Annotated in this window: 17 protein-coding genes and 1 pseudogene; 12 read left to right on the forward strand and 6 right to left on the reverse strand. The window is 69.6% G+C overall.

The window, feature by feature from the left end:
• Positions 1–6 precede the first annotated feature (6 nt).
• On the reverse strand, positions 7–1,389 hold the full coding sequence (locus tag QU602_RS00985) for a flavin-containing monooxygenase (RefSeq protein ID WP_308798264.1): 1,383 nt from the start codon (positions 1,387–1,389) through the stop codon (positions 7–9).
• Positions 1,390–1,393: 4 nt separating this feature from the next.
• Positions 1,394–3,082 (reverse strand): glycoside hydrolase family 13 protein, encoded by a 1,689-nt coding sequence (locus tag QU602_RS00990; RefSeq protein WP_308798265.1) that lies wholly within the window; start codon positions 3,080–3,082, stop codon positions 1,394–1,396.
• A gap of 219 nt (positions 3,083–3,301) precedes the next feature.
• Between QU602_RS00990 and QU602_RS00995 the strand changes: the two genes are divergently transcribed.
• The 3 genes and pseudogenes from QU602_RS00995 (at position 3,302) to QU602_RS01005 (ending at position 4,436) form a co-directional block, all read left to right on the forward strand.
• Positions 3,302–3,916, forward strand: coding sequence for a TetR/AcrR family transcriptional regulator (locus QU602_RS00995; protein ID WP_308798266.1), 615 nt, complete (start codon positions 3,302–3,304; stop codon positions 3,914–3,916).
• Positions 3,917–4,005: 89 nt separating this feature from the next.
• Positions 4,006–4,197: pseudogene (locus QU602_RS01000) on the forward strand (hypothetical protein); the annotation flags it as partial.
• Positions 4,198–4,244: 47 nt separating this feature from the next.
• Complete coding sequence (locus QU602_RS01005; protein ID WP_308800272.1) at positions 4,245–4,436, forward strand: hypothetical protein; 192 nt, start codon at positions 4,245–4,247, stop codon at positions 4,434–4,436.
• Positions 4,437–4,453: 17 nt separating this feature from the next.
• On the opposite strand, the gene QU602_RS01010 is transcribed toward QU602_RS01005, so the two are convergent.
• Complete coding sequence (locus QU602_RS01010; protein ID WP_308800273.1) at positions 4,454–4,786, reverse strand: hypothetical protein; 333 nt, start codon at positions 4,784–4,786, stop codon at positions 4,454–4,456.
• Positions 4,787–4,902: 116 nt separating this feature from the next.
• Here QU602_RS01010 and QU602_RS01015 point away from each other — a divergent pair, with 116 nt between their 5' ends.
• The 3 genes from QU602_RS01015 (at position 4,903) to QU602_RS01025 (ending at position 6,299) form a co-directional block, all read left to right on the forward strand.
• Complete coding sequence (locus QU602_RS01015) at positions 4,903–5,223, forward strand: DUF7882 family protein (RefSeq protein ID WP_308798267.1); 321 nt, start codon at positions 4,903–4,905, stop codon at positions 5,221–5,223.
• Positions 5,224–5,236: 13 nt separating this feature from the next.
• Entirely contained in the window at positions 5,237–5,701 is a 465-nt protein-coding gene (locus QU602_RS01020) for a DUF4383 domain-containing protein (protein ID WP_308798268.1), read from the forward strand.
• Positions 5,702–5,786: 85 nt separating this feature from the next.
• Positions 5,787–6,299: a MarR family winged helix-turn-helix transcriptional regulator gene (locus QU602_RS01025; RefSeq protein ID WP_308798269.1), complete on the forward strand. Its 513-nt coding sequence runs from the start codon at positions 5,787–5,789 to the stop codon at positions 6,297–6,299.
• A 3-nt stretch (positions 6,300–6,302) separates the two neighbouring features.
• Here the strand turns inward: QU602_RS01025 and QU602_RS01030 are convergent, their stop codons facing one another.
• Together QU602_RS01030 and QU602_RS01035 are read right to left on the reverse strand one after the other, a co-directional pair.
• A complete protein-coding gene (locus tag QU602_RS01030) occupies positions 6,303–8,126 on the reverse strand; it encodes a glycoside hydrolase family 2 protein (RefSeq protein ID WP_308798270.1) in 1,824 nt (607 codons plus the stop codon).
• Between the two features lie 125 nt (positions 8,127–8,251).
• Entirely contained in the window at positions 8,252–9,277 is a 1,026-nt protein-coding gene (locus QU602_RS01035) for a LacI family DNA-binding transcriptional regulator (protein ID WP_308798271.1), read from the reverse strand.
• 162 nt (positions 9,278–9,439) lie between these two features.
• Between QU602_RS01035 and QU602_RS01040 the strand changes: the two genes are divergently transcribed.
• The 4 genes from QU602_RS01040 to QU602_RS01055 are packed head-to-tail and all read left to right on the forward strand — an operon-like array spanning position 9,440 to position 13,708.
• Positions 9,440–10,750, forward strand: coding sequence for an ABC transporter substrate-binding protein (locus tag QU602_RS01040; RefSeq protein WP_308798272.1), 1,311 nt, complete (start codon positions 9,440–9,442; stop codon positions 10,748–10,750).
• Positions 10,751–10,752: 2 nt separating this feature from the next.
• A complete protein-coding gene (locus QU602_RS01045) occupies positions 10,753–11,808 on the forward strand; it encodes a carbohydrate ABC transporter permease (RefSeq protein ID WP_308798274.1) in 1,056 nt (351 codons plus the stop codon).
• Positions 11,805–12,701 carry a carbohydrate ABC transporter permease gene (locus QU602_RS01050; protein WP_308798276.1) on the forward strand — a complete coding sequence of 299 codons (897 nt, stop codon included), beginning with the start codon at positions 11,805–11,807 and terminating at the stop codon, positions 12,699–12,701. The genes QU602_RS01045 and QU602_RS01050 overlap by 4 nt, the downstream gene beginning before the upstream one ends.
• Positions 12,698–13,708, forward strand: a complete 1,011-nt coding sequence (locus QU602_RS01055) for a glycoside hydrolase family 43 protein (protein ID WP_308798277.1) — start codon at positions 12,698–12,700, stop codon at positions 13,706–13,708. Before QU602_RS01050 ends, QU602_RS01055 begins: the two co-directional genes overlap by 4 nt.
• Positions 13,709–13,754: 46 nt before the next feature.
• Here QU602_RS01055 and QU602_RS01060 read toward each other — a convergent pair whose 3' ends face one another.
• Positions 13,755–14,468, reverse strand: coding sequence for an SOS response-associated peptidase (locus tag QU602_RS01060; RefSeq protein WP_308798278.1), 714 nt, complete (start codon positions 14,466–14,468; stop codon positions 13,755–13,757).
• Positions 14,469–14,794: 326 nt separating this feature from the next.
• Between QU602_RS01060 and QU602_RS01065 the strand changes: the two genes are divergently transcribed.
• Positions 14,795–16,102: an ABC transporter substrate-binding protein gene (locus tag QU602_RS01065; RefSeq protein ID WP_308798279.1), complete on the forward strand. Its 1,308-nt coding sequence runs from the start codon at positions 14,795–14,797 to the stop codon at positions 16,100–16,102.
• A gap of 110 nt (positions 16,103–16,212) precedes the next feature.
• On the forward strand, positions 16,213–20,793 hold the full coding sequence (locus tag QU602_RS01070; RefSeq protein WP_308798280.1) for a polysaccharide lyase family 8 super-sandwich domain-containing protein: 4,581 nt from the start codon (positions 16,213–16,215) through the stop codon (positions 20,791–20,793).
• Positions 20,794–20,845: the final 52 nt, after the last annotated feature.

Below are 20,845 nucleotides of genomic sequence, written 5' to 3' on the forward strand. Positions count from 1 at the left end.
GGGCGGTCACGGCGCCACCGCTGTTCGTGCGTCCGCTCGCGCGTCCGCGTGGATGTAGGTGGCGAACCGTCCGGGCTCGAGGTCGTCCCAGCCCATCCGCGAGGCGAGCCGCCGGAGCTCGCGACGGAAGGCGCGCACCTCGACGTAGGTCGCGTGCCGGTCGCTGCCCACGAAGCGGATGCCTCCGGAGAGATCCGGCGTCTCGGTGGCCACGATGTGCCGCAGGCGCGCGGCGCGCGCGGGGTCGGTCCGGATGTCGCTCAGGTGCTCGGCCACGAGGTGCGCGATTCGGTCGAACAGGGTGTACGCGCTCGAGTTCACCTCGATGTAGCTGAGGCCGAAGAGCCCGGGGCGTGGGGCGAACGCGTTGAGGTACATCTTCGGTCGTCCGCCCACCCAGTCGAGGTACTCGTGCGGCAGGTAGGGGATGGACATGTCATAGCCGGTCGCGAACATGACGAGGTCGACGGCCTCGCGGGTGCCGTCGGTGAAGACGACCTCCCCGCCCTCGAACCGGCCGATCCCGGGCTTGGCGGTGATGTCGCCGTGCTGGAGGTAGTGCAGGAGCTGCGTGTTGATGAGCGGATGCGACTCGAAGAGCCGATGCTCGGGCCGGGGCAGTCCCCAGCGCCGGACGTCGCCGATGACGATGGGCGCGAACACCCGGTAGAGGAGCCGCTCCAGCCAGATCGGGAGGTGCTCGGTCGTGTCGGCGGGCTTCCCGAAGAGGTGCTTGGGCACGAAGTGGTAGCCGCGCCGGGTGCTGATGAACGCACGGCTCGCGTTCGCCGCCGCGTCGCAGGCGATGTCGGCGCCCGAGTTGCCGAGGCCCACGACGAGCACCCGTTTGCCGGCGAACTCCTCGGGCGCGACGTAGGTCACCGAGTGGCGGATCTCGCCGGCGAAGTCGCCGGGCACCTCCGGGAGCTTCGGATCCCAGGTCACGCCCGTGCAGCAGATCACCGCCGACGCCTCGAGGTCTGACGAGTCGGTGCTGACGGTCCACACCCCGGTCGTCTCATCCTGGCGGATGCCGGTGACCGCGGTGCCGAACCGGATGCGCTTTCGAAGGCCGTACGCCTCGGCGAACCCGCGCGTGTACTCGAGGATCTCCGCGCGCGACGGGTAGTCGCCGAACCGGCTCGGCATGGGCGTATCGAAGAAGCCCGACTTGTCCCGTGACGAGATGAAGTGCGCGCTCTGGTACATCGGCGTCCCCGGGTTGTCGAGATCCCAGATCCCGCCCACGTCGACGTGACGCTCCAGATGGACGTACGGGATGCCTCGGGTCAGCAGCGCACGCGCTGCGGCAAGGCCGGACGGGCCGGCGCCGACGATGACGACCGGGTGGGTCTCAGACGGCGGAACGAGAGGAATGTTCGTCGACATGGGTTCACCGCTCCTCTGACTCGGTCTGCAGCCAGACGGTGGCGTTGCCGGGCAGCTCGCCGTCGGGCGTGAGCGGAAGCGAGCTCACGAGGACGCGTCCCGGAGGCAGCGGGACGGCGGACGCGCCGAAATTGGTGATCGACGTCCAGCCGGTGCTCCGGGAGAAGGCGAGCACGTCGTCGCCGAGGTCGAGCCAGACGACCGTCTCGTCCGCCTGCAGCTCGCCGCGGATGCGGAGCGCCGCCCGGTAGAGCGAGAGCGTGGAGCCTTCGGCGCCGGTCTGCGCCTCGACCGAGAGCGATCCGAACCACTCGGGCTGCGGCAGGTGCGGCGCGTGGTTCCCGAAGCCGAAGGACACACCATGCGTCGTCCAGGGCAGCGGCACGCGGCATCCGTCTCTGGTCACGACGACCCCGTCGACGAGGTGCGCCATCGGGTCCTGCCACTGCTCGGCCGGGATGTCGGTGACCTCCGGGAGTCCGAGCTCCTCTCCCTGATAGAGGTAGGCGCTTCCGGGCAGGGCGAGCGCGAGGAGCGTCGCGGCGGTCGCGCGCTGCAGACCGACCTCCGCATCCACCGCGTCGATCCGCCGGGTGTCGGCGGCGTCCGGCAGCCCGAGCCGGGTGGCGTGGCGGACGACGTCGTGGTTGGAGAACACCCAGGTGCTCGAGCTGCCGGCGCGCGCGGCCAGATCGAGGTTGTGCTGCACGATCGCCGTCACGTCGCGCGCGCTCCAGGGTGCGGTGAGCAGATCGAAGTTGAAGGCCTGCCCGAGGCTGTCCGCGCTCGCGTAGCGAACCCTCCGATGCGGCGCCACCCACGCCTCGGCGACGGCGAACAGCGGCGGCGAGTACCTGTCGAAGACGGTGCGCCACTCGGCGTAGATGTCGTGCACCTCGTCGCGGTCGAAGAGCGGATGCTGCCCTTCGGCGAACGGATCGTCGAAGACGAGGCCCTTCAGGATGGCCAGGCCCGGTGCGATCATCTCCCAGCTCGGGAGCGGATCGCGGAGATCCTTGGCCAGGCCCATCGCGACGTCGACGCGGAAGCCGTCGACGCCACGGTCGCCCCAGAACCGCAGCGTGCGGAGGAAGTCCTCGCGGACCTCGGGATGCTTCCAGTTCCAGTCGGGCTGGTTCGGCGTGAAGAGGCCGAGGTACCACTGGCCGTCGTCCACGCGCGTCCAGGCGGAGCCGCCGAAGAGCGCCGACCAGTCGGTCGGCGGAAGCTCACCGTTCGCGCCGCGGCCCTCGCGGAAGAGGTAGCGGTCGCGGGCGGGCGAACCCCGTCCCGCGGCGAGCGCCTCCTGGAACCAGGCATGACGGTCGGAGCTGTGATTGGGGACGATGTCGACGATGATCTTGATGCCGTGGCGGTGGAGCTCGTCGACGAGCGCGTCGAAGTCCTCCAGCGTGCCGAGCGTCGGATCGACGTCGCGGTAGTCGTCCACGTCGTAGCCGCCGTCGGTCAGCGCCGAGGGATAGAAGGGGCTCAGCCAGACGGCGTCGACGCCGAGCGAGGCGAGGTACTCCACGCGCGAGCGCACGCCGCGCAGGTCGCCGATCCCGTCGCCGTTCGAGTCCGCGAAGCTGCGGGGATAGACCTGGTAGACGACGGCCTGCCGCCACCAGGTCGGGTCGTTCGCGTCTCCTCGTCGCGCGTGCTCGACGGTGGTACTCGGATTGGACGACATGCTCGCTCCGTTCGGTTCTCGACGGCGACGCGGAAGTCTGCGCCGTGAGCGACACGGTAGCACGAAAATATCCACATGGATAATTTCATGCGTCGCGCTGACTCGCGCTTCGCGACGGGGTCGAGTCACGCGCTGGTTCGATCCGCATACGATGTCGGAGGACGGGCGGGCCGCGCAGTGGGGTCCGCCGACATCGACCGGACATCGAATGAGGGACGCGTGGCCCAGCACTCCGATCGCGGCCCGTACGCGAAGAGCGCGATGCGCAAGCAGCAGATCGTCGACCGGGCGCTCGAGGTGTTCCACGAGCTCGGGGCCGACGGCACGTCGCTGCGCTCGATCGCCGATGCGCTCGGGGTGACCCACCCCGTGCTCAAGCATCACTTCGGATCGCGCGAGCAGCTGTTCCTCGAGGTGCTCAGGCAGGCGGACGCCCGTGCGCGCGAGCAACTCGCGAACGAGGAGAGCGAGAGCCCGGCCGGCTTCGCGGCGGCGATGGCCGACCTGAGCCTGCATCAGCCGGGGTTGATGGCGCTCTACAACGCGATGATCGCGCGCGCGCTCGAGCGAGACAACGCATACTCGCGCGAGTACTTCGTCGAACGCTACCGCGAGATGCGGGCGGATGTGACCGGGATCCTGCGCGCCGGCCGCGAGGCCGGGGTCGTGCGTGAGGACGTGCCGCTCGAGACCACCGCCGCGCTCGTCATCGCCGCGAGCGACGGGCTGTCGACGCAGTGGCTGCTCGATGACCGGGTGAACATGCTCGACGGTATGCGCCTGCTCGGCGAGCTCCTCCTGCCGCCCGGCGCGAGCTCGGTCGGGACGGCCTAGCGCCAGCGAAAATATCCACACGGATAATTTCTGCTAGCCTGCGGGTCAGCCGGTCGTGGATCGGCGCGCACGCCGCGCCTCGGCGTGCGGTGAAACACGCGCACGGCGCCGGGGCGCGGTCGGCGATCACGCATGGATTCATCAGGTCGGCACCGATCGTCACCGCTGCCGCGCTCATCATGTTCGCGGTGTTCGCGACGTTCGTGCCCGGCGCCGACTCGACGATCAAGCCGATCGCGCTGGCGCTCGCCGTCGGCGTCTTCGTCGACGCGTTCGTCGTCCGGATGACCTTCGTGCCGGCGGTGATGAAGCTCCTCGGCGAGCGCGCGTGGCAGATGCCGGGGTGGCTCGAGTCGCGGCTGCCGACGGGGACGTCGACGGCGAACATCTCGACCGCCACCTCGCCGAGGCCGACCCGACGTCCCCCGGCCCGGGCGATGCATCCGAGACGGTCGACGTGGCATCCGGAGCCGGCGCTGACGCCGACTCGTCCGCACCGGTGGCCGAACCGAGGCGCTGACGCCGCTCGGGCACGGCTCAGGCGTACTCGTCGATCGTGGCCACATCCTCCATCTCATCGGGCCATTCCGGTCGTGACGGTTGGAGCAGGAGCGTGCGGCGTTCGAGATCCGCGACGACCTCCGACGACGGGAACTCGTCGATCGCGTCGCCGACGGGGACGTCGAGGAGCTGACTCGCAGGCCCCAGGAGGAGATGCGCTTTGGCGATGGTGCCGCCCTCGACGAGGACCGGGATCGTCACGACGTCCGAGGTGTGGTCCTCGGCGAGCGCGCGCGCGTAGCGGAGCGTCGCCTTGCAGACGGCATCGGCGGTGATCACGGATCCGCCGGTGTAATGGAGACGTCTCATGGAGGCGATCATCCGCGCGGACATCTGGACCGCAAGGGGGTTGCGGTCGGGTGTGGGGGGACGAAAATGGCGCCATCGGACAACAGCGGTCGCGATTCCGGAGAGGGGAGCGGGCGATGGGGAAGTTCGTCTATGACGGCACGATCCGGGTCGACTTCGATGATCGGGTGCTCGCCCATCTGCAACTCGTCATCGGTTCGAAGCTGCGTCGGGGCGAGTCCTTCCACTTCACCTGGAAGGACGATGTGTCCACCGGCGATGGCCGCACCATCATCTGGGTGCACCCGGCCGCCTCGATCGTCTACAAGTTCTACGGCAGCCGCACGCCGTCGATCAATCGGGCCTGGCTCGATCGCCTCGCCGAGACGGCCAACGCCACGAGCGGCCTGCACATCGTGCCCGAGCCGCCCGACTACCCCCCGGAGCCCGCACCCTGATCAGGAGGTCGCCATGCACAGCACCGCTCGCTCCGCCGGACGCACCCGCTACGCGGAGACGACGATCCAGAAGGTCGCCCTCGTCTACGGCATCGTGTTCCTCGTCGTGGGCGTCGCCGGGTTCATCCCGGGTGTGACCGTGCAGCTCGAGACGATCCAGTTCGCCGGGCACGAATCCCAGGCATTGCTGCTCGGCGTGTTCCAGGTGTCGATCCTGCACAACATCGTGCACCTGCTCTACGGGCTGGTCGGGCTCGCGGCCGCCACCGGGTTCGCGGCCTCGAAGAACTACCTCATCTGGGGAGGCGTCGTGTATGCCGTCCTCCTCGTGTACGGCCTGTTCCTGAGCGGCGACCACCCCGCCAACTTCGTGCCGCTGAACAGTGCGGACAACTGGCTGCACGGCGTCTTGGCCGTGACGATGATCGCGCTCGGCATCCTGCTCGGCCGGCGGGACGTCGCGACGCGCACGGCGTGAGCGCCGGTGCGTGCACCCCGTGAAGGGGGAGCTTGACGCGGGGCGGTTTTGGGGAGATAACTGGGGTCTAGGTAGGGAGGCACCCGTGACCGCCCAAGACGAAACCCGAACCGTCGCCGGCGAACCCGACACGCTCGACACCGAAGCCGTGGCCCGGCTCAATGGGGCGATCCTGCCCTTGCGCCGTGCGCTGGTCCGGCTCGCCCGCACCGACGTCCGTCTGCCCGAGCTGCCCGACTCGCAGGTCGAGTTGCTGCGCGCACTGCCGTCCGGCGTGGTGAGACCGCCTGGCGAGCTCGCCGCTGAGCTGGGATTGAGCCGGCCGGCCGTGAGCAATCTGCTGAAGACGCTCGAGGCCGACGGTCTGATCACCAGGCATCACGCCGAGACGAACCGGCGGTACGTCGACGTGAAAGCCTCGAAGCGGGCCATCCGTCGCCTCGCCCGCTTCGATCGGGCGAGCGCCAAACGCCTCGGTGAGGCCGCGGGTCAGCTCAGCGAGGCCGAGCGCGACGCGCTGATCGCCGCACTGCCCGCGCTCGAGCACCTGCGTGATGCGGTGCGCGCGGTGGGCGCCGCTCACCGCGCCGAACACTGACGGTCAGCGCGCGGTCTCGCCGAGGACGATCGAGCGGAGCGTCTCGACCGGCAGTTTCGGCCGCCGGTGCTCGTCGGTGAGTCCGTTCGTCTCCTGCCGGGTGTCGGTCAGCTGTGTGTAGCAGAACCCGGCGAGCACGGGCGATGCCTGGAGGGCGCCGACGAGGTCTCGGAGACGGCGCTCGAAGTCCTCGGCCGTCGACGCGGCCGAGTACCCCCACGCGTCGGCGGGCGCCGACGGGGCGAACGAGACGCCGCCGAACTCCGTCACCATCACGGGGGCGCCGTCTCGAGCGGCCGACGTGAGGGTGAGGCGTCGGCCGGCCGGCCCGACGCCGCTCACGAGGGCGTCGACGGATGCCTCGTCACCATAGGATCGGCGGAGCTCCGCGCCGCTCGTCGCATAGTCGTGAATGGTGAGCAGGTCGGACTCGGCGTGCTCCCACCCATCGTTGGAGATCACGGGCCTGGTCGGGTCAAGGGCCTTCGTGAGGTGGAACAGGGCGCGGATGTACGCCTGCTGCGCCGGGTCGTGGGACGCGTGCTGGACGCCCCAGCTCTCGTTGATCGGCACCCAGGTGACGATCGACGGGTGCGAGGCGTCGCGCGTGACGACCTCCATCCATTCGGTGACGGTGCGCTCGATCGCGCGGGGGGAGAACTCGAAGGCGCTGCCGATCTCGCCCCAGACCAGCAGACCCAGTCGGTCGGCCCAGAACAGGAGCCGCGGGTCTTCGGCCTTCTCGTGCAGTCGGACCGCGTTGAAGCCCAGCTCCCGGATCAGCTCGACCTCGGCGCGGAGCGCGTCGGCGCCGGGCGCGGCGAGGTGGGTCTCCGGCCAGTAGCCCTGTTCGAGGACCGAGCGCACGTAGTACGGGCGATCGTTGAGGAGGAACCGGCCGCCGTGGACGTCGACGCTGCGAAGTCCGAGATACGACAGGACCTCGTCGACGACGGTGCCGTCCTCGTCGACGATCCTGAGCCGTGCATCCAGCAGCGTGGGGCGTTCCGGCGACCAGAGCAACCGCTCGTAGGCCTGTCCGTTGCCCTGGTCGGGCAGGTGCAGCGTCACCGCCTGCTCGGGCTCGCGGAGCGGCGTACGCATGGCGGCCAGCTCGACGCCGTCGTGCTCGATGCGGACGTCGAGCAGGAGGCGTCGGCGCGGCCGCCGCGACAGGCGAACCCGGAGGTCGACGCTGGCGCGGACGAGATCGGCGGCCCAGCCGAGTCGGACGAGGTGGTCGTCGGGGACCGCCTCGAGCCAGACCGGCTGCCAGATCCCCGTCGTGCGGTGGTACCAGATGACATGCGGCTCCTCGAGCCAGTCCTGCTTGCCGCGCGGCTGCGAGACGTCGGCATGATCGTCTTCGGCGCGGACCACGAGCGAGAAGCCGGTCGCGACGAGGTCCGCGGGGATCTCGAGCGCGAAGGGCGTCTGACCGCCCTCGTGCACGCCGAGCAGGCGGCCGTCGGCCCAGACCTCGGACCGGAAGTCGACCGCGCCGAAGTGCACCAGCACGCGGCTCGTCCCGTCGACGGCGCCGGCCGTGCCGAGGTCTTCCGTGCTGACGTGGCGCCGGTACCAGACGATCGGGTGGAAGCCCGTGTCGCCGATTCCCGACGCCGGCGACTCCGGCGGGAACGGCACCGTGATGGTGCGGTCGAAGGCGGCGCCGGCCAGGTGCCACCCCTCGTGGCGGCCTCGATCGTCGTCGTCGTACGCGAACTCCCACTCGCCGGTCAGGTCCGCCCAGGCCTCGCGACGGAGCTGCGGTCGAGGATAGGTGCCGTCCAGGGCCGCTGCACGCTTCGACGTCGAGATCTGCATGGCTGGAATCATCCACTATTCGTGCAGCGCTGTAAAGCCGAGCGCGGGTGAGCGGCACTCGGGTGGCTGCCGCGCCGTCATGGGCCGCGCCGTATCGTGCCGTGCCGTGCCGTGCCGCGCCTCGCTCAGCCCGCGGGCGCGCTCTCCCGAACGGCGATCGTGTGGTCGACCACCACGTGGCGGCCCGGCCCATGGTGCCCGCGCATGCGCTCGAGCAGCAGCTCGAACGCGCGCTCGGCCAGGGCGCGTTTGTCGGGGGCGATCGACGTGAGGGTCGGTGCCGTGTACGCCGTGATCGCCGTGTCGTCCCAGCCGACGACGGCGATGTCCTCGGGCACCGCCAGGCCGGCATGACGGAGCGCGGTCACGGCCCCTGCGGCGAAGCGGTCGTCGCGGCAGAGCACGGCGTCGAACTCGAGTCCGGCCGCCACCGCGGCGTCGACGGCGGCGTGCGCATCCTGCGCGCTGAAGCCGTCGGCGGTGAGGACGAGCGTCGGGTCGGGCCGGATGCCGGCCTCGATCAGCGCCTCCTGGTAGCCGAGCAGGCGTTGCCGGTTCGTGGCGGTGACGTCGCCGTGGACGAGGCCGAGGAACGCGATGCGGCGGCGGCCGAGTGCGAGCAGGTGGCGGACGCCGGCGCCCGCCGCTGCGACGTTGTCGATCATGACGTGGTCGGTCGTGACGGGGGCCTCGACCTCCCCCAGGAGGACGAGCGGCAGGTCGTCGTGCAGCTTCGCGATCTCGAGCGTGGCCATGCGCGTGGGCTGGAAGATGACGCCGTCCACGAGGCCCGCCTCGCGGTCGCGCAGGACGGCGCGCTCCGCGACGGGGTCGTTGAGCGTCTGCTCGATGATGACGCGGTAGCCGCCCGCCGCGGCCGCGGCGGCGAGGTGACTGGCGATCTCGGCGAAGTAGGGGTGGTCGATCTCGGGCATGGCGAGGGCGATCATGCCGGTCTTGCCGGTCGCGAGGCGCCGGGCCGTGAGGTTGGGCCGGTAGCCGAGTTCGTCGATCGCCGCCTGGACCCGTTCGCGAAGCTTAGGTTGCACGTGCGCGTAGCCGTTCACCACGTTCGACACGGTCTTCATCGAGACGCCCGCGCGCTCGGCCACATCGACCAGCCTGACCCGACCCGCCATGAGGCCTCCCATCGCACCGGCACGATTCTAGGTGTCGCGTCGATCGCCAGGTCGTCACGATACCCCCTCGACAATCAGTTTACAGCGCTGTACCATCGCTGGAATCGCCGCGCTGCTGCGACGATCGGTCCGCGCCCAGCGCGTCGGACACGTTTTCAACGAGGAGGACGATCAGTGAGCAAGAGGCTACGGTTCACGCGGATCGCGCAGACTGCGGCGATCGCCGCGGCAGGCGCCCTGGTGCTGGCCGGCTGCAGCGGCGGCCAGCAGGGCGGGCAGGCCGGCGGTGAATTCACCGGCGAGTACGACGGGCCCGAGGTGACGCTGCAGTACTGGAACGGCTTCACGGGCGGCGACGGTCCGTTCATGCAGCAGATGGTCGACGAGTTCATGACCGAACACGAGAACATCAAGATCGAGAACACGACCCAGGAGTGGTCGGACTTCTACCAGAAGCTGCCCGCGGCGGTCACGGCGGGCGAAGGCCCCGACGTCGGCGTCATGCACCTCGACCAGCTCTCGACGATGGCGGCGCGCAATGTGATCGTGCCCGTCGACGACCTCGCCGAGGAGCTCGATCTCTCGGCCGACGACTTCACGCAGGAGGTCTGGGACGCCGGCGTGTACAACGACGCGCGGTACGGCATCCCGCTCGACGTCCACTCCCTGGCCATGTACTACAACACCGACCACTTCGCCGCGGCGGGCATCACCGAGCCGCCCGCCGATGCGGCCTCGTTCGAGGATGCGCTCGCCAAGCTCAAGGCCGCGGGCTTCGACACGCCGTTCTGGATGCCGGCCCTCTGGCCCGGGCACCTGATGGACCTGTCGCTGCTCTGGCAGAACGGCGGCGAGCCGTACGCCGAGGACGGCACCGAGGCCACCTTCGATTCGCCGGAGGGCGTCGAAGCGCTGACCTGGATGCGTTCGATGGTCGACCAGGGGTACAGCCCGTCCGACGTCGCGATCGACGCCCAGTACGTCGCCTTCAAGAACGGCGAGACGTCGATCACGTGGGACGGCATCTGGCAGATCAACGACCTGACCGAGTCCGGCCTGCCGTTCGCGGCGGCGCCGGTGCCGACGATCGGCTCCGACGAGGCGGTGTGGGCGAACTCGCACAACTTCTTCCTGCCGCGTCAGGCCTCACCCGATGCCGACAAGCAGAACGCCGCGAAGGTCTTCATCGCGTGGATGAGCGAGAACTCGGGCGAGTGGGCGCAGGCGGGCATGATCCCGGCGCGTCAGTCGGTGCGCGACAGCGGCGTGCTCGACGGCACCGTCCAAGCCCCGATCGCCGAACAGATCGACTCCATGCGGTTCCTGCCGCCGGTTCCCGGTCTCGGCCCGGTGCAGGCCGAGACGCTCGAGCTCGCCGTGTCCGACGCGATCCTCGGGAAGGCGTCGGCCGAAGAGGCGCTCACCCGTGAAGCCGACCGTGCGACCAAGCTCATGGAAGAGAACGCCGAGCGGTTCGGCGGCTGACCATGAGCATCGACACCCGTCCGGGCGCCTCCACCGCGGAGGCGCCCGGTAGGGCGGCACGTTCACGCGTCGTCGGCCGGCGCGACGCCGACCCGGCCAGGCAGAAGCCGTTCACCCCCTGGCTCTTCCTCGCCCCCTACCTGGTGCTGTTCATCGTCTTTGTGGTGGCGCCGTCGGTCTTCGGCATCTGGATGAGCCTGCACGACTGGGACTACACGCTGCCGAACCAGCCGTTCGTCGGCGCTGAGAACTACACCGACCTGTTCGACCCCGCGTCCGTGAACGGCGGCTCGTTCTGGACGTCCATGCGTGCGACCGGCATCTTCACCCTGTTCAGCGTGCCGCTGCTGCTCGTGCTGCCGCTGCTGGTCGCATTGCTGATGAACCAGAAGTTCCCAGGACGGAACTTCTTCCGCGCCGTGTACTTCGCACCGTACGTCCTCGGCGTCGCGGTGGTCGGCCTCATGTGGCGGTACCTGCTCGACAACAACATCGGGCTCGTGAACTTCTACCTCGGGCTGTTCGGGCTTCCCGACGACACGGCGTGGACGACCTCGCTGCCCGCCGCGTGGGTCGCGCTGGTCGGCGTGACCGTCTGGTGGACGCTGGGCTTCAACGCCGTCATCTACCTGGCCGCGTTGCAGGACATCCCGGCCGAGCTGTACGAGGCCGCCGAGATGGACGGCGCCAATGCGTGGCAGCGATTCCGGGCGGTGACCCTTCCCGGGCTGCGCCCGATCCTGACCTTCGTGACCATCAACACGCTCATCGCGTCGGCCAACATGTTCGGGCAGTCGTACATCATCACCCAGGGGGCGCCCGGGCGTGAGACACGCACGGCGATCTACCAGATCGCCGAGACCGGGCTCCGGAACTTCCAGATGGGCGACGCTGCGGCGATGAGTTACGTCCTCACCTTCTTCCTGATGCTGATCAGCGTGATCGTGTTCTGGCTGTTCCGCGAGCGGCGCGAGAAGGGCGAGCAGGACGACTCGCCCGTCGCCGCCGAGATTCCCGCGGGGGCCGCGGCGATCGTGAAGGGAGGGGCGACGCGATGACCGTCACCGTCGATCCGAAGACCACCGCGAACCCGGCTGTCGCCCCGCGCGGCGCTGACCCGCTCCGGCACCGGTGGGTCCGCCCGGTGCGCTACGTGCTGCTGGGGATCATCGCGCTGATCTACGTCAGCCCGATCATCTTCATGATCGTCACGTCGTTCAAGACCCGCGGCGACGCGGCCGGTGTCCCGCCGTCGTGGATCCCGGACCCGTTCACGACGCAGGCCTACGAGACCATCCTGGCCCCCGGCACCGGGACGCCGGTCTTCGTCTGGTTCCTGAACAGCCTCGTCGCGGCGACGCTGCACGCCATCCTCGTGGTCGTCACCGCATCGCTCGCGGCCTACCCGCTCGCACGCATGCGGTTCCGCGGTCGAGGCGTCGTGTTCGGCATGGTCATCGCCACGCTGCTGATCCCCCCGGTGATCCTGATCATCCCGAACTACCTCATCGTGTCCAACCTCGGCTGGTTGAACACCCTGGTGGCGATCATCATCCCGACCGCCGCGTCGGCGTTCGGTGTGTTCTTCATGCGCCAGTTCTTCCTGAGCCTGCCTGCGGAGCTCGAGGAGGCCGCGCTCATCGACGGGGCGAACCGGTGGGACACCTTCCTCCGAGTCATCCTGCCGCTCTCGCGTCCGGCGATGGCGACCCTCGCGTTGCTCGCGTTCCTCACCAACTGGAACGACTTCCTCTGGCCCGTGTACGTGCTGTTCAGCGCCGACGTGCAGACGCTGCCCGCGGGACTCAGCACGCTGCAGTCGGCGAACGCCGTGCGGTACGACCTGCTCATGGCGGGCGCCGTGATCGCGAGCGTGCCGGTGCTGATCCTCTTCATGTTCCTGCAGCGGTTCATCATCGAAGGCGTGTCCCGTTCGGGGCTGAAGGGGTGAGGCGGCCGGGCAACGCGCTCGCCGCGGCGGGCGCGGCGCTCACGGCGGCGATCGCGGGCGGGCTGGCCGGGTGCGCCGGCCCCGGCGGTCCGCCGGCGACCGAGGCGGCGACGGATGCCTCGGCCGAACCTTCGCCGTTCGAGCCGGTGATCGACCGTGACTTCCCCGACCCGGATGTGCTCTCCGCCGACGGCCGCTACTGGCTCTACGCGACGAACGGCAACGGCCGGAACGTCCAGGCCGCCGTGTCGGACGATCTCCAGGAGTGGGAGTTGCTCGCCGAGGACCCGCTGCCCGATCTGCCGAACTGGGTCATCCCGGGCAAGACCTGGGCGCCCGAGGTGACCGAGATCGCGGACGGGCAGTACGTGATGTACTTCACGGCCACGAACTTCTCGCCGGCGCGGCAGTGCATCGGGGTGGCGACCGCGACCTCACCCGAAGGGCCCTTCACCGTGGTCGGGGAGGGCATGCTGGTCTGCCCGGCGGACGAGGGCGGTGCGATCGACGCCTCGACCTTCGTCGACGCGGACGGCACTCCGTACCTGCTCTGGAAGAACGACGGCAACTGTTGCGGGCTCGACACCTGGATCAGCGCCGCGCCGCTCTCGGCCGACGGCCTGGCGCTTGCGGGGGAACCCACGCGCCTCATCATGCAGACCCTGCCGTGGGAGGGCGATCTCGTCGAGGCGCCGACGATGGTGGTGCGCGACGGGGTGTACCACCTCTGGTACTCGGCGAACGACTACGGCGGCGACGCGTACGCGGTCGGGCACGCGACTGCGACCGCGCTCGCCGGACCCTGGACGAAGGACGATGAGCCGTTCCTGTCGACCGATGACCTGGGAGGGGCGTTGCACGGGCCGGGTGGGCAGGACGTCGTCCGCACCGACGACGGGGACGTCTTCGTGTTCCACGCGTGGGATGACGCGTTCCTCGGCCGGCGAGTGCACACCGCAGCCATGACCTGGGACGGCGACGTGCCGTCGCTCGGGCTCGGGGGCTAGCCGAGCACCTCGTCGAGGTCGGCGGGCGCGGCGCGCGGTCGCCCGGTCATGCGCCGCCTTCCAGCGGGTCGATGAGCGTCGGGTCCTGCGGGTCGATGCGACGCTGGCTGTTCACGCGCGGGTCGACCTCGTACTCGCTGATGGTCGGTGCGACCCGGTCGGATGCCTCGTGCAGGAACTCGACCATCGCGGCCATGCCGCCCGCGTCGAGCTTCGCCGGGTCGAGATAGTGGTCGATCTGGTCGAGCGGGAGGTAGACCGGCATGCGGTCGTGGATCTCGCCGCTCGCGTCGCGCGCCTCGCGCGTGATGATCGAGGTGGACACCTGCCAGGAGCCGTCGTCGAGCTTGCGCGCGGTGGCGATGCCCGCCGCGGCCAGCACGTCGTCCGGCCCGTGCAGGAAGTGCGCGCGCTTGGAGCCGGGCTCGCCGGTCCACTCGTAGTAGCCGCGCATGGGCACGATGCACCGGCCCGAGGCGAACGCGCCCTTCCAGAGTCCGTTCGTCGCGACCGTCTCGATGCGCGTGTTGAACTGCGGCCGCTTGGAGTCGCGCATGAACGACGGGTGGAAGTTCCACACCGCGGGCTCGAGTCGTCGCACGAACTCGCCCGTGTCGGATTTCGCGCGCTCACGCACGATGGGCACGACGTCGGTCGGCGCGAGGCTGAACCTCGGTTCCCACTCGGGGAAGTCGTCTTCCGCGTCGAAGACGTCGGTCAGATCGGTGACCTTCTGCGAGACGACGAATCTTCCGCACATGCGCCCAGCTTGGCACGGACCACCGACCGAGCGGCGGGAGCCGGTGATTTACCGATTTAGCGATGCACGGTTTCAGCGGAGGCTTCGCGGTCTTCCATGCTGATCAGCACGCTCCCCGGCACCCGCCTATCCATGGACTCGACCCGCTGATCGGCATTTGACAGTGTGCTTCAGAACCGGTTTACTAGACGCGTTCCGTCCCGGCGGAGTATCGGCAGCGTCGCCCCCGGACGCACGTCGGTACGGCATGACCCGTCGAAGTGATCGCCCCATACACACCGCAGGAGGCTGACGTGGGCAGCCTTCATTCGAAGGAGTTTCGCGCAATGAAGCGTTCTGTAGGTGCCGCAGCAGTGGCCATCGTCGCCGGCTCGCTCGCGCTGGCCGGATGCAGTTCCGCCGGGTCCCAGGGGGGCGGCGGTTCCGAGCTCACGTCGGGCCCGATCAAGATCTGGTACTCGACCAACGAGCAGGAGATCGAGTGGGCTGAGGCGGTCGTCGAGGCGTGGAACGCCGAGCACCCCGATGAGGAGGTGACGGCCGAGGCGATCCCTGCGGGAAAGTCCTCCGAGGACGCCATCTCGGCGGCGATCACGGCCGGCAACACTCCGTGCCTCGTCTACAACACCGCGCCTGCTGCGGTGCCCGGCTTCCAGAAGCAGGGCGGGCTCGTGAACATCTCCACGACGTTCGACGACGGCGAGTCGTTCGTCACCGAGCGTTCGGGTGACGCGGCGGACGGCTTCAGGTCGCCCGACGGCGACCTGTACCAGGTGCCGTGGAAGGCCAACCCCTTCATGCTCTACTACAACAAGGACGTGTTCGCGCAGGCCGGTCTCGATGCCGAGAACCCCGCACTCGAGACGTACGACGACGTGCTGGCCGCGGCGAAGGCGATCAAGGACGCGGGCGCCGCGGACTTCGCGCTCTACCCGCCCGCATCGAGCGACTACACGAACGCGCTGTTCGACTTCTACCCGTTCTTCCTCGCCAACTCCGGTGGGGTCCAGCTCGTCAGCGATGGCCAGGCCACCTTCACGAGCGATGAGGGTCTGCAGACCCTGGAGTTCTGGAAGGCGCTCTACGCCGACGGGTACGCCTCGGCCGAGGCCTACAGCGGCGACGCCTGGGCCGGCCCCTTCGCCGACGGCGTCGCGGCCATGGGCATCGCCGGACCGTGGGGTGCCGGAGCGTTCGACGGCAAGGTCGAGTACGGGGTCGTGCCGCTGCCGACGGCCGAGGGCAAGACGATCGATGAGACCTACACGTTCGGCGACTCCAAGAACGTCGGCCTCTACACGTCGTGCGAGCACCAGCAGACGGCCTGGGACTTCGTGAAGTTCTCGATGGACGCGGACAACGACCTCGCGCTCCTCGAGACGACGGGTCAGTTCCCGATCCGCACCGACATCTCGGAGGTCGCGGGCGACTACCTGGCGGCGAACCCGTTGCTCGAGACCTTCTCGCTCGAGGTCCCGCTCACGGTCGACGTGCCGAACATCGCGAACGCGACCGAGATCTGGCAGACCTTCCGCGACGCGTGGAGCGAGGCGGTGCAGTCCGGTCAGGGCGACCTCGCCGAGGTCATGCAGGCGGCGGCGGACAAGATCGACACCCTCGCGTCTCAGGAGTGAATCGAGCGCGCGCCGTGCGGGACCTCCCCTCGCGGCGCGCGCCGCCCGCGTCGCGCGCCGCGCAACGAACTCGCGCGCACTCGTTCAGCATCGGCAAAGGAGCCACGTACATGAGACGGATCAAAAGCCTGCTCGCGTTCGCCGTCGCACTCGTGATCGGCGTCACCGGATTCGCCGTGACCCCGGCGTCCGCCGCGACGCCCGAGGATGACGTGCAGACGATCAACTCGCGTCTGCAGGAGTACTACCTGGGGCAGGGCGACGAGATCATCATCGCGAACGGCATCTACCTGGCACGTACTTCCGAGGCGCTCGAGTACGTGGAATCCCAGCAGCCCGATGGGTCGTGGGCCGATGTCGACTACACCGACCGCACGAGTTCGGCGAACGGTCGAACGTGGTCCGCGTACATCGCGCTCTACCGCATGCTCGCGCTGGCGCAGGCCTATCGCGACCCGGCGGCACCCGGCTTCGAGCGCCCCGAGGTGCTCGCGAGCGTCGAGCAGGCGCTCCGGCACTGGGATGTCGCCGATCCCGGGAACACCAACTGGTGGGAGACCGAGATCGGCGAGTCGATCGCGATGGGCCGCATCTCGATCTTCCTCGGCGACGTGCTGAGCCAGGACGCCCTCGACATCAGCCTGAAGCACAACACCGGCAAGCTCGACCCCGTGGGTGCGAACGGTTCGTGGCGCACGCACAACTTCCTCATGGAGGCCGTGTCGACGGGCGATCTGACCGCCATCGAGGCGGGCTTCGCCACGATGGTGCAGACCGTGCAGGTCGACCACTCGGGCGAGGTGCGCGAGGCCGTGCAGCCCGACGCGAGCTTCTGGGCGCACGGCGCCCAGCTGTACAGCGAGGGCTACGGCATGGTGCTGTTCACCTACACGGCCCTCTGGGCGGACGTCGCTCGCGGCACGGGTCTCGCGTTCTCGCGCGACCAGCTCGACGCGATCGCGTTCTACATCATCTCCGGGACGCGGTGGATGATCCGCGGCGAGATCGGCATGCTCTACCTGAACTACCGGGCGCCGAAGACGATCAGCGGGGTTACGAGCCACGCGTCGGAGTTCATCGAGCCCCTGCAGCGCATGGTGCGCACGGACGCGCTGTACTCGACGTCGTACCAGGCGCTGCTCGACAGCGTCATGGGCGAGACCCGCACCAACGGGGTGACCGGGAACAAGTATTTCTGGCGATCCGAGTTCGCCGCGCACCTGCGCGAGGACTACGGCATCTTCACGAGGCTCAACTCGAGCCGCACTCGCGGCAGCGAGTACCGTTCGACGTTCCGGCCCGAGATCGGCAATGAGATCGTGTGGAACTCGGCCAGTGCGACCGCGATCCAGGTCAACAACCGCGAGTACCTCGATCTCGGACCGACGTTCGACTGGTTCCACTACCCGGGCGTGACCGCGCCGTATGTCAAGGAGCAGACGCGCGGCACCACCGGCAACGGCGGCAGCTTCACGGGTGGCGTGTCCGACGGCACCTACGGTGCGACCGTCTACTCGCTCGATCGCGCCGCGACGAAGGCGAAGAAGAGCACGTTCTCGTTCGACGACGAGATGGTCGCGCTCGGGGCGGGCATCGAGTCGACGTCCGACGCCGCCGTGCACACGACCGTGAACCAGGCGGTCGCCAAGGCCAATGCCTCGGTCGACGGCGAGCCCGTCTCGGTGGGCACCGCATCGTCCGCCATCGACGATGCCGGATGGGCGTACAACGACGAGGTCGGCTACGTGTTCCCCGCTGACGGGGCGCTGAAGGTCTCCAACGCCGACCAGACCGGCAGCTGGCTCGGCGAGGACCCTGTGACCCGCCAGGCGTTCACGCTGTACTACGACCACGGAGTGCGGCCGGCCGACGCCGGCTACGAGTACATCGTGCTCCCCGGCGCGGAGCCCGGCGAGGTCGAGGCCTACGCCGCCGACCCGGCGGTCGAGGTCCTGAGGAACGACACGAGCGTCCAGGCGGTGCGCCACCCCGAGCTGCGCCGTACGATGGCGACCTTCTACCAGGCCGGCGCGCTCGACCTCGGTGGCGGCCGCGTGCTCGAGGTGAGTCAGCCGAGTCTCGTCATCCTCGACGAGTCCGGCGAGGCACCGGTGGCCAGCGTCGCGAACCCGAGCCAGCCCGGTGCCGTCGTCCACGTGTCGCTCACGGGAGCCGACACCTCCGCGCGTGCCACGTTCGGCCTCGGTGTGGGGGCGAACCTCGGCAAGACGGTCACCGCGCAGCTGGTGCCGTTCGAGTCCGGCGAGCACGCCGCGTACCAGGCGAGCGACGCGCAGGACGGCCACGGAGCCGCGCTGGCCGGCGACGGCGACCACGGCACCGACTGGCGGTCCGCCGGGGATGGAACCAGTTGGCTGCAGAAGGAGATCGGGGCCGGCGCGTTCCTCACCGGCGTCACGATCGCCTGGGGCGACGAGCCCGCTTCGCGCTACCTGCTGCAGACGTCCAGGGACGGCGTGACGTGGACCGATCAGCGGTTCACGCAGGACGGTACCGGCGGCGAGGTCCGTCTCGACGTCGCACCGGTGGCGGCCACGTACGTCCGACTGCTCATGGTCGAGAGCGCGAACGGCAACGGCTACGCCGTGCAGGAGTTCGAGGTCGACGCCAGCGTCAACGTCGCGCTCGGACGCGCGGTCAGCGCGTCGGGCGGCACCTCCGCCGGCAGCGTCACCGACGGCGCCATGGACACCCGCTGGAGCGCGAACAACTCCGACAGCGCCTGGGTGCAGATCGATCTGGGTTCGGTGCAGCCGCTCCGCACGGTCCGGCTCTGGTGGGAGGCGTCCTTCGCTCGTCAATACGCGATCCAGGTCTCGGACGACGGCAGTAGCTGGCGTGACGCCTACCGCACGTCCGGCGCGGGCAGCGATGGCGGCAGCGACATCGTCAGCGTCGACGAGGAGGCACGGTACGTGCGGATGCAGGCCGTCCAGCGCAGCACCACCCAGTACGGGGTGTCGCTCTGGGAGTTCGAGGTCTTCGCCGACGACGGCATCGCGAACGCACCGACGACACCGGCCGGTCGGGAGAACCTCGCCCTGGGACGTCCGATCGTCGCCGACTCGACCTACAACCCGACGGCGAGCGCCGCGAACGCGAACGACGGCAACCTGACCACTCGGTGGTCGTCCAACCGCCAGAACGCCCCGTACACCACGGAACGCTGGCTCCAGGTCGACCTCGAGGGCGTGCGGACCATCAACCAGGCGGTGGTGACCTGGGAGGCGGCGACCTCGAACGACTACCGGATCGAGGGCTCGCTCGACGGCGAGACCTGGCAGGAGCTCGCCCGCGTGCAGAAGACGTCTGCCGAGCTGAAGAACGTGGTCGACTTCGCGGGCGCGGAGGTGCAGTACGTGCGCGTGATCGGTCTGCCGGTCACGCAGTACGGGGTCTCGATCTTCGAGTTCGAGGTCTACGGCGGATACAACCTCGGCTGTGTGGCCTCGCCTGTGACGGCGGAGCGCAACAGCTCGGCGGTGCTCGCGGCATCCATCCAGCCGCTCGATGCGGATGACACGTTCGCGGCGTTCCCGCTGGATGCGAGCGTGGTGAGCGTCACCGGCGACCCGCGGGTCGGCGACGACGGCCGGATCGAGTTCGACGTCGCCACCGGCGACGCCGGAACCACCCCGGTGCTCGTCACGCACGGCAACGGCGACGAGTTCGCGTGGTGTCAGCTCACCCTTGCGGTCGACACGGCCGAGCTCGTGGAGCTGGTCGAACGGGCCGATACGCTCGACAGCAGGCACTACACGCCGGCCAGCTGGGCTCCGCTGCTTCCGGCGCTCGAAGCCGCCAAGGCGGTGCTTCAGGCCGCGGACGCCTCGCAGAGCATGATCGACGAGCGGGCCACGGCGCTCGCCGCGGCGCTCGACGGCCTCGTCGTGATCGAGCCCGAGCCCGAGATCACCGCCCCGTCGGCACCGCGCGACGTGGCCGCGTCCGCCTCCGGCGGCACCGTGCACGTCGTCTGGTCGGCACCCGAGACCGATGGCGGCGCGCCGCTCACGGGCTACGAGGTGACGGTGGGCGAGTCGGTCCTGTCGGTCGACTCGGCGACGCTGTCGGTGGATGTCCCGGGTCTCGCGCCCGGCACCTACACCGTCACGGTGCGGGCCGAGAACGAGGTGGGCTGGTCGGAGCCGTCGGCCGGGGTAGAGGTCGAGGTCGTCGACGGGACGCCCGTGCTGCCGACCGTATCGGTGGACGGAGTGCTGAAGGCCGGCGGCGAGATCACCGTGAGCGGTCGGGGTTTCACCGCCGAGACCGAATACGACGTCGAGCTGCGGTCGACGCCGCAAGCGCTCGGCGCGGCCATCACCGATGCACAAGGTGCCTTCTCGCTGGACGCGACGATCGCGGCCGACACCGTCGCCGGCGAGCACACGGTCGTCGTCATGCTGGATGGAACGGACGTCGCGTCGGCTCGTGTGCAGATCAGTCCGGCCGACGTCGATCCCGGGCCCGGGCCGGGGCCGGGCCCCGGTGACGGCCCCGGCGACGGGTCCGGCCCCGGCGGCGGCTCGTCGGGTGACCGCGACGGCGACCTCGCACGGACCGGCATCGATGTCGCCGGCCTGAGCTGGGCCGCGGGCGGCGCCGTGCTCCTCCTGCTCGTCGGTGCGGCGGTCATGATCCTTCGCCGTCGTCGCGCGGAGGGCTGACCGAAGACCTTGTGAACCGGAAGGGCCAGGCCGATCGGCCTGGCCCTTCCTT

It is taken from the genome of Agromyces protaetiae (assembly GCF_030866785.1).
Lineage (GTDB): Bacteria > Actinomycetota > Actinomycetes > Actinomycetales > Microbacteriaceae > Agromyces > Agromyces silvae.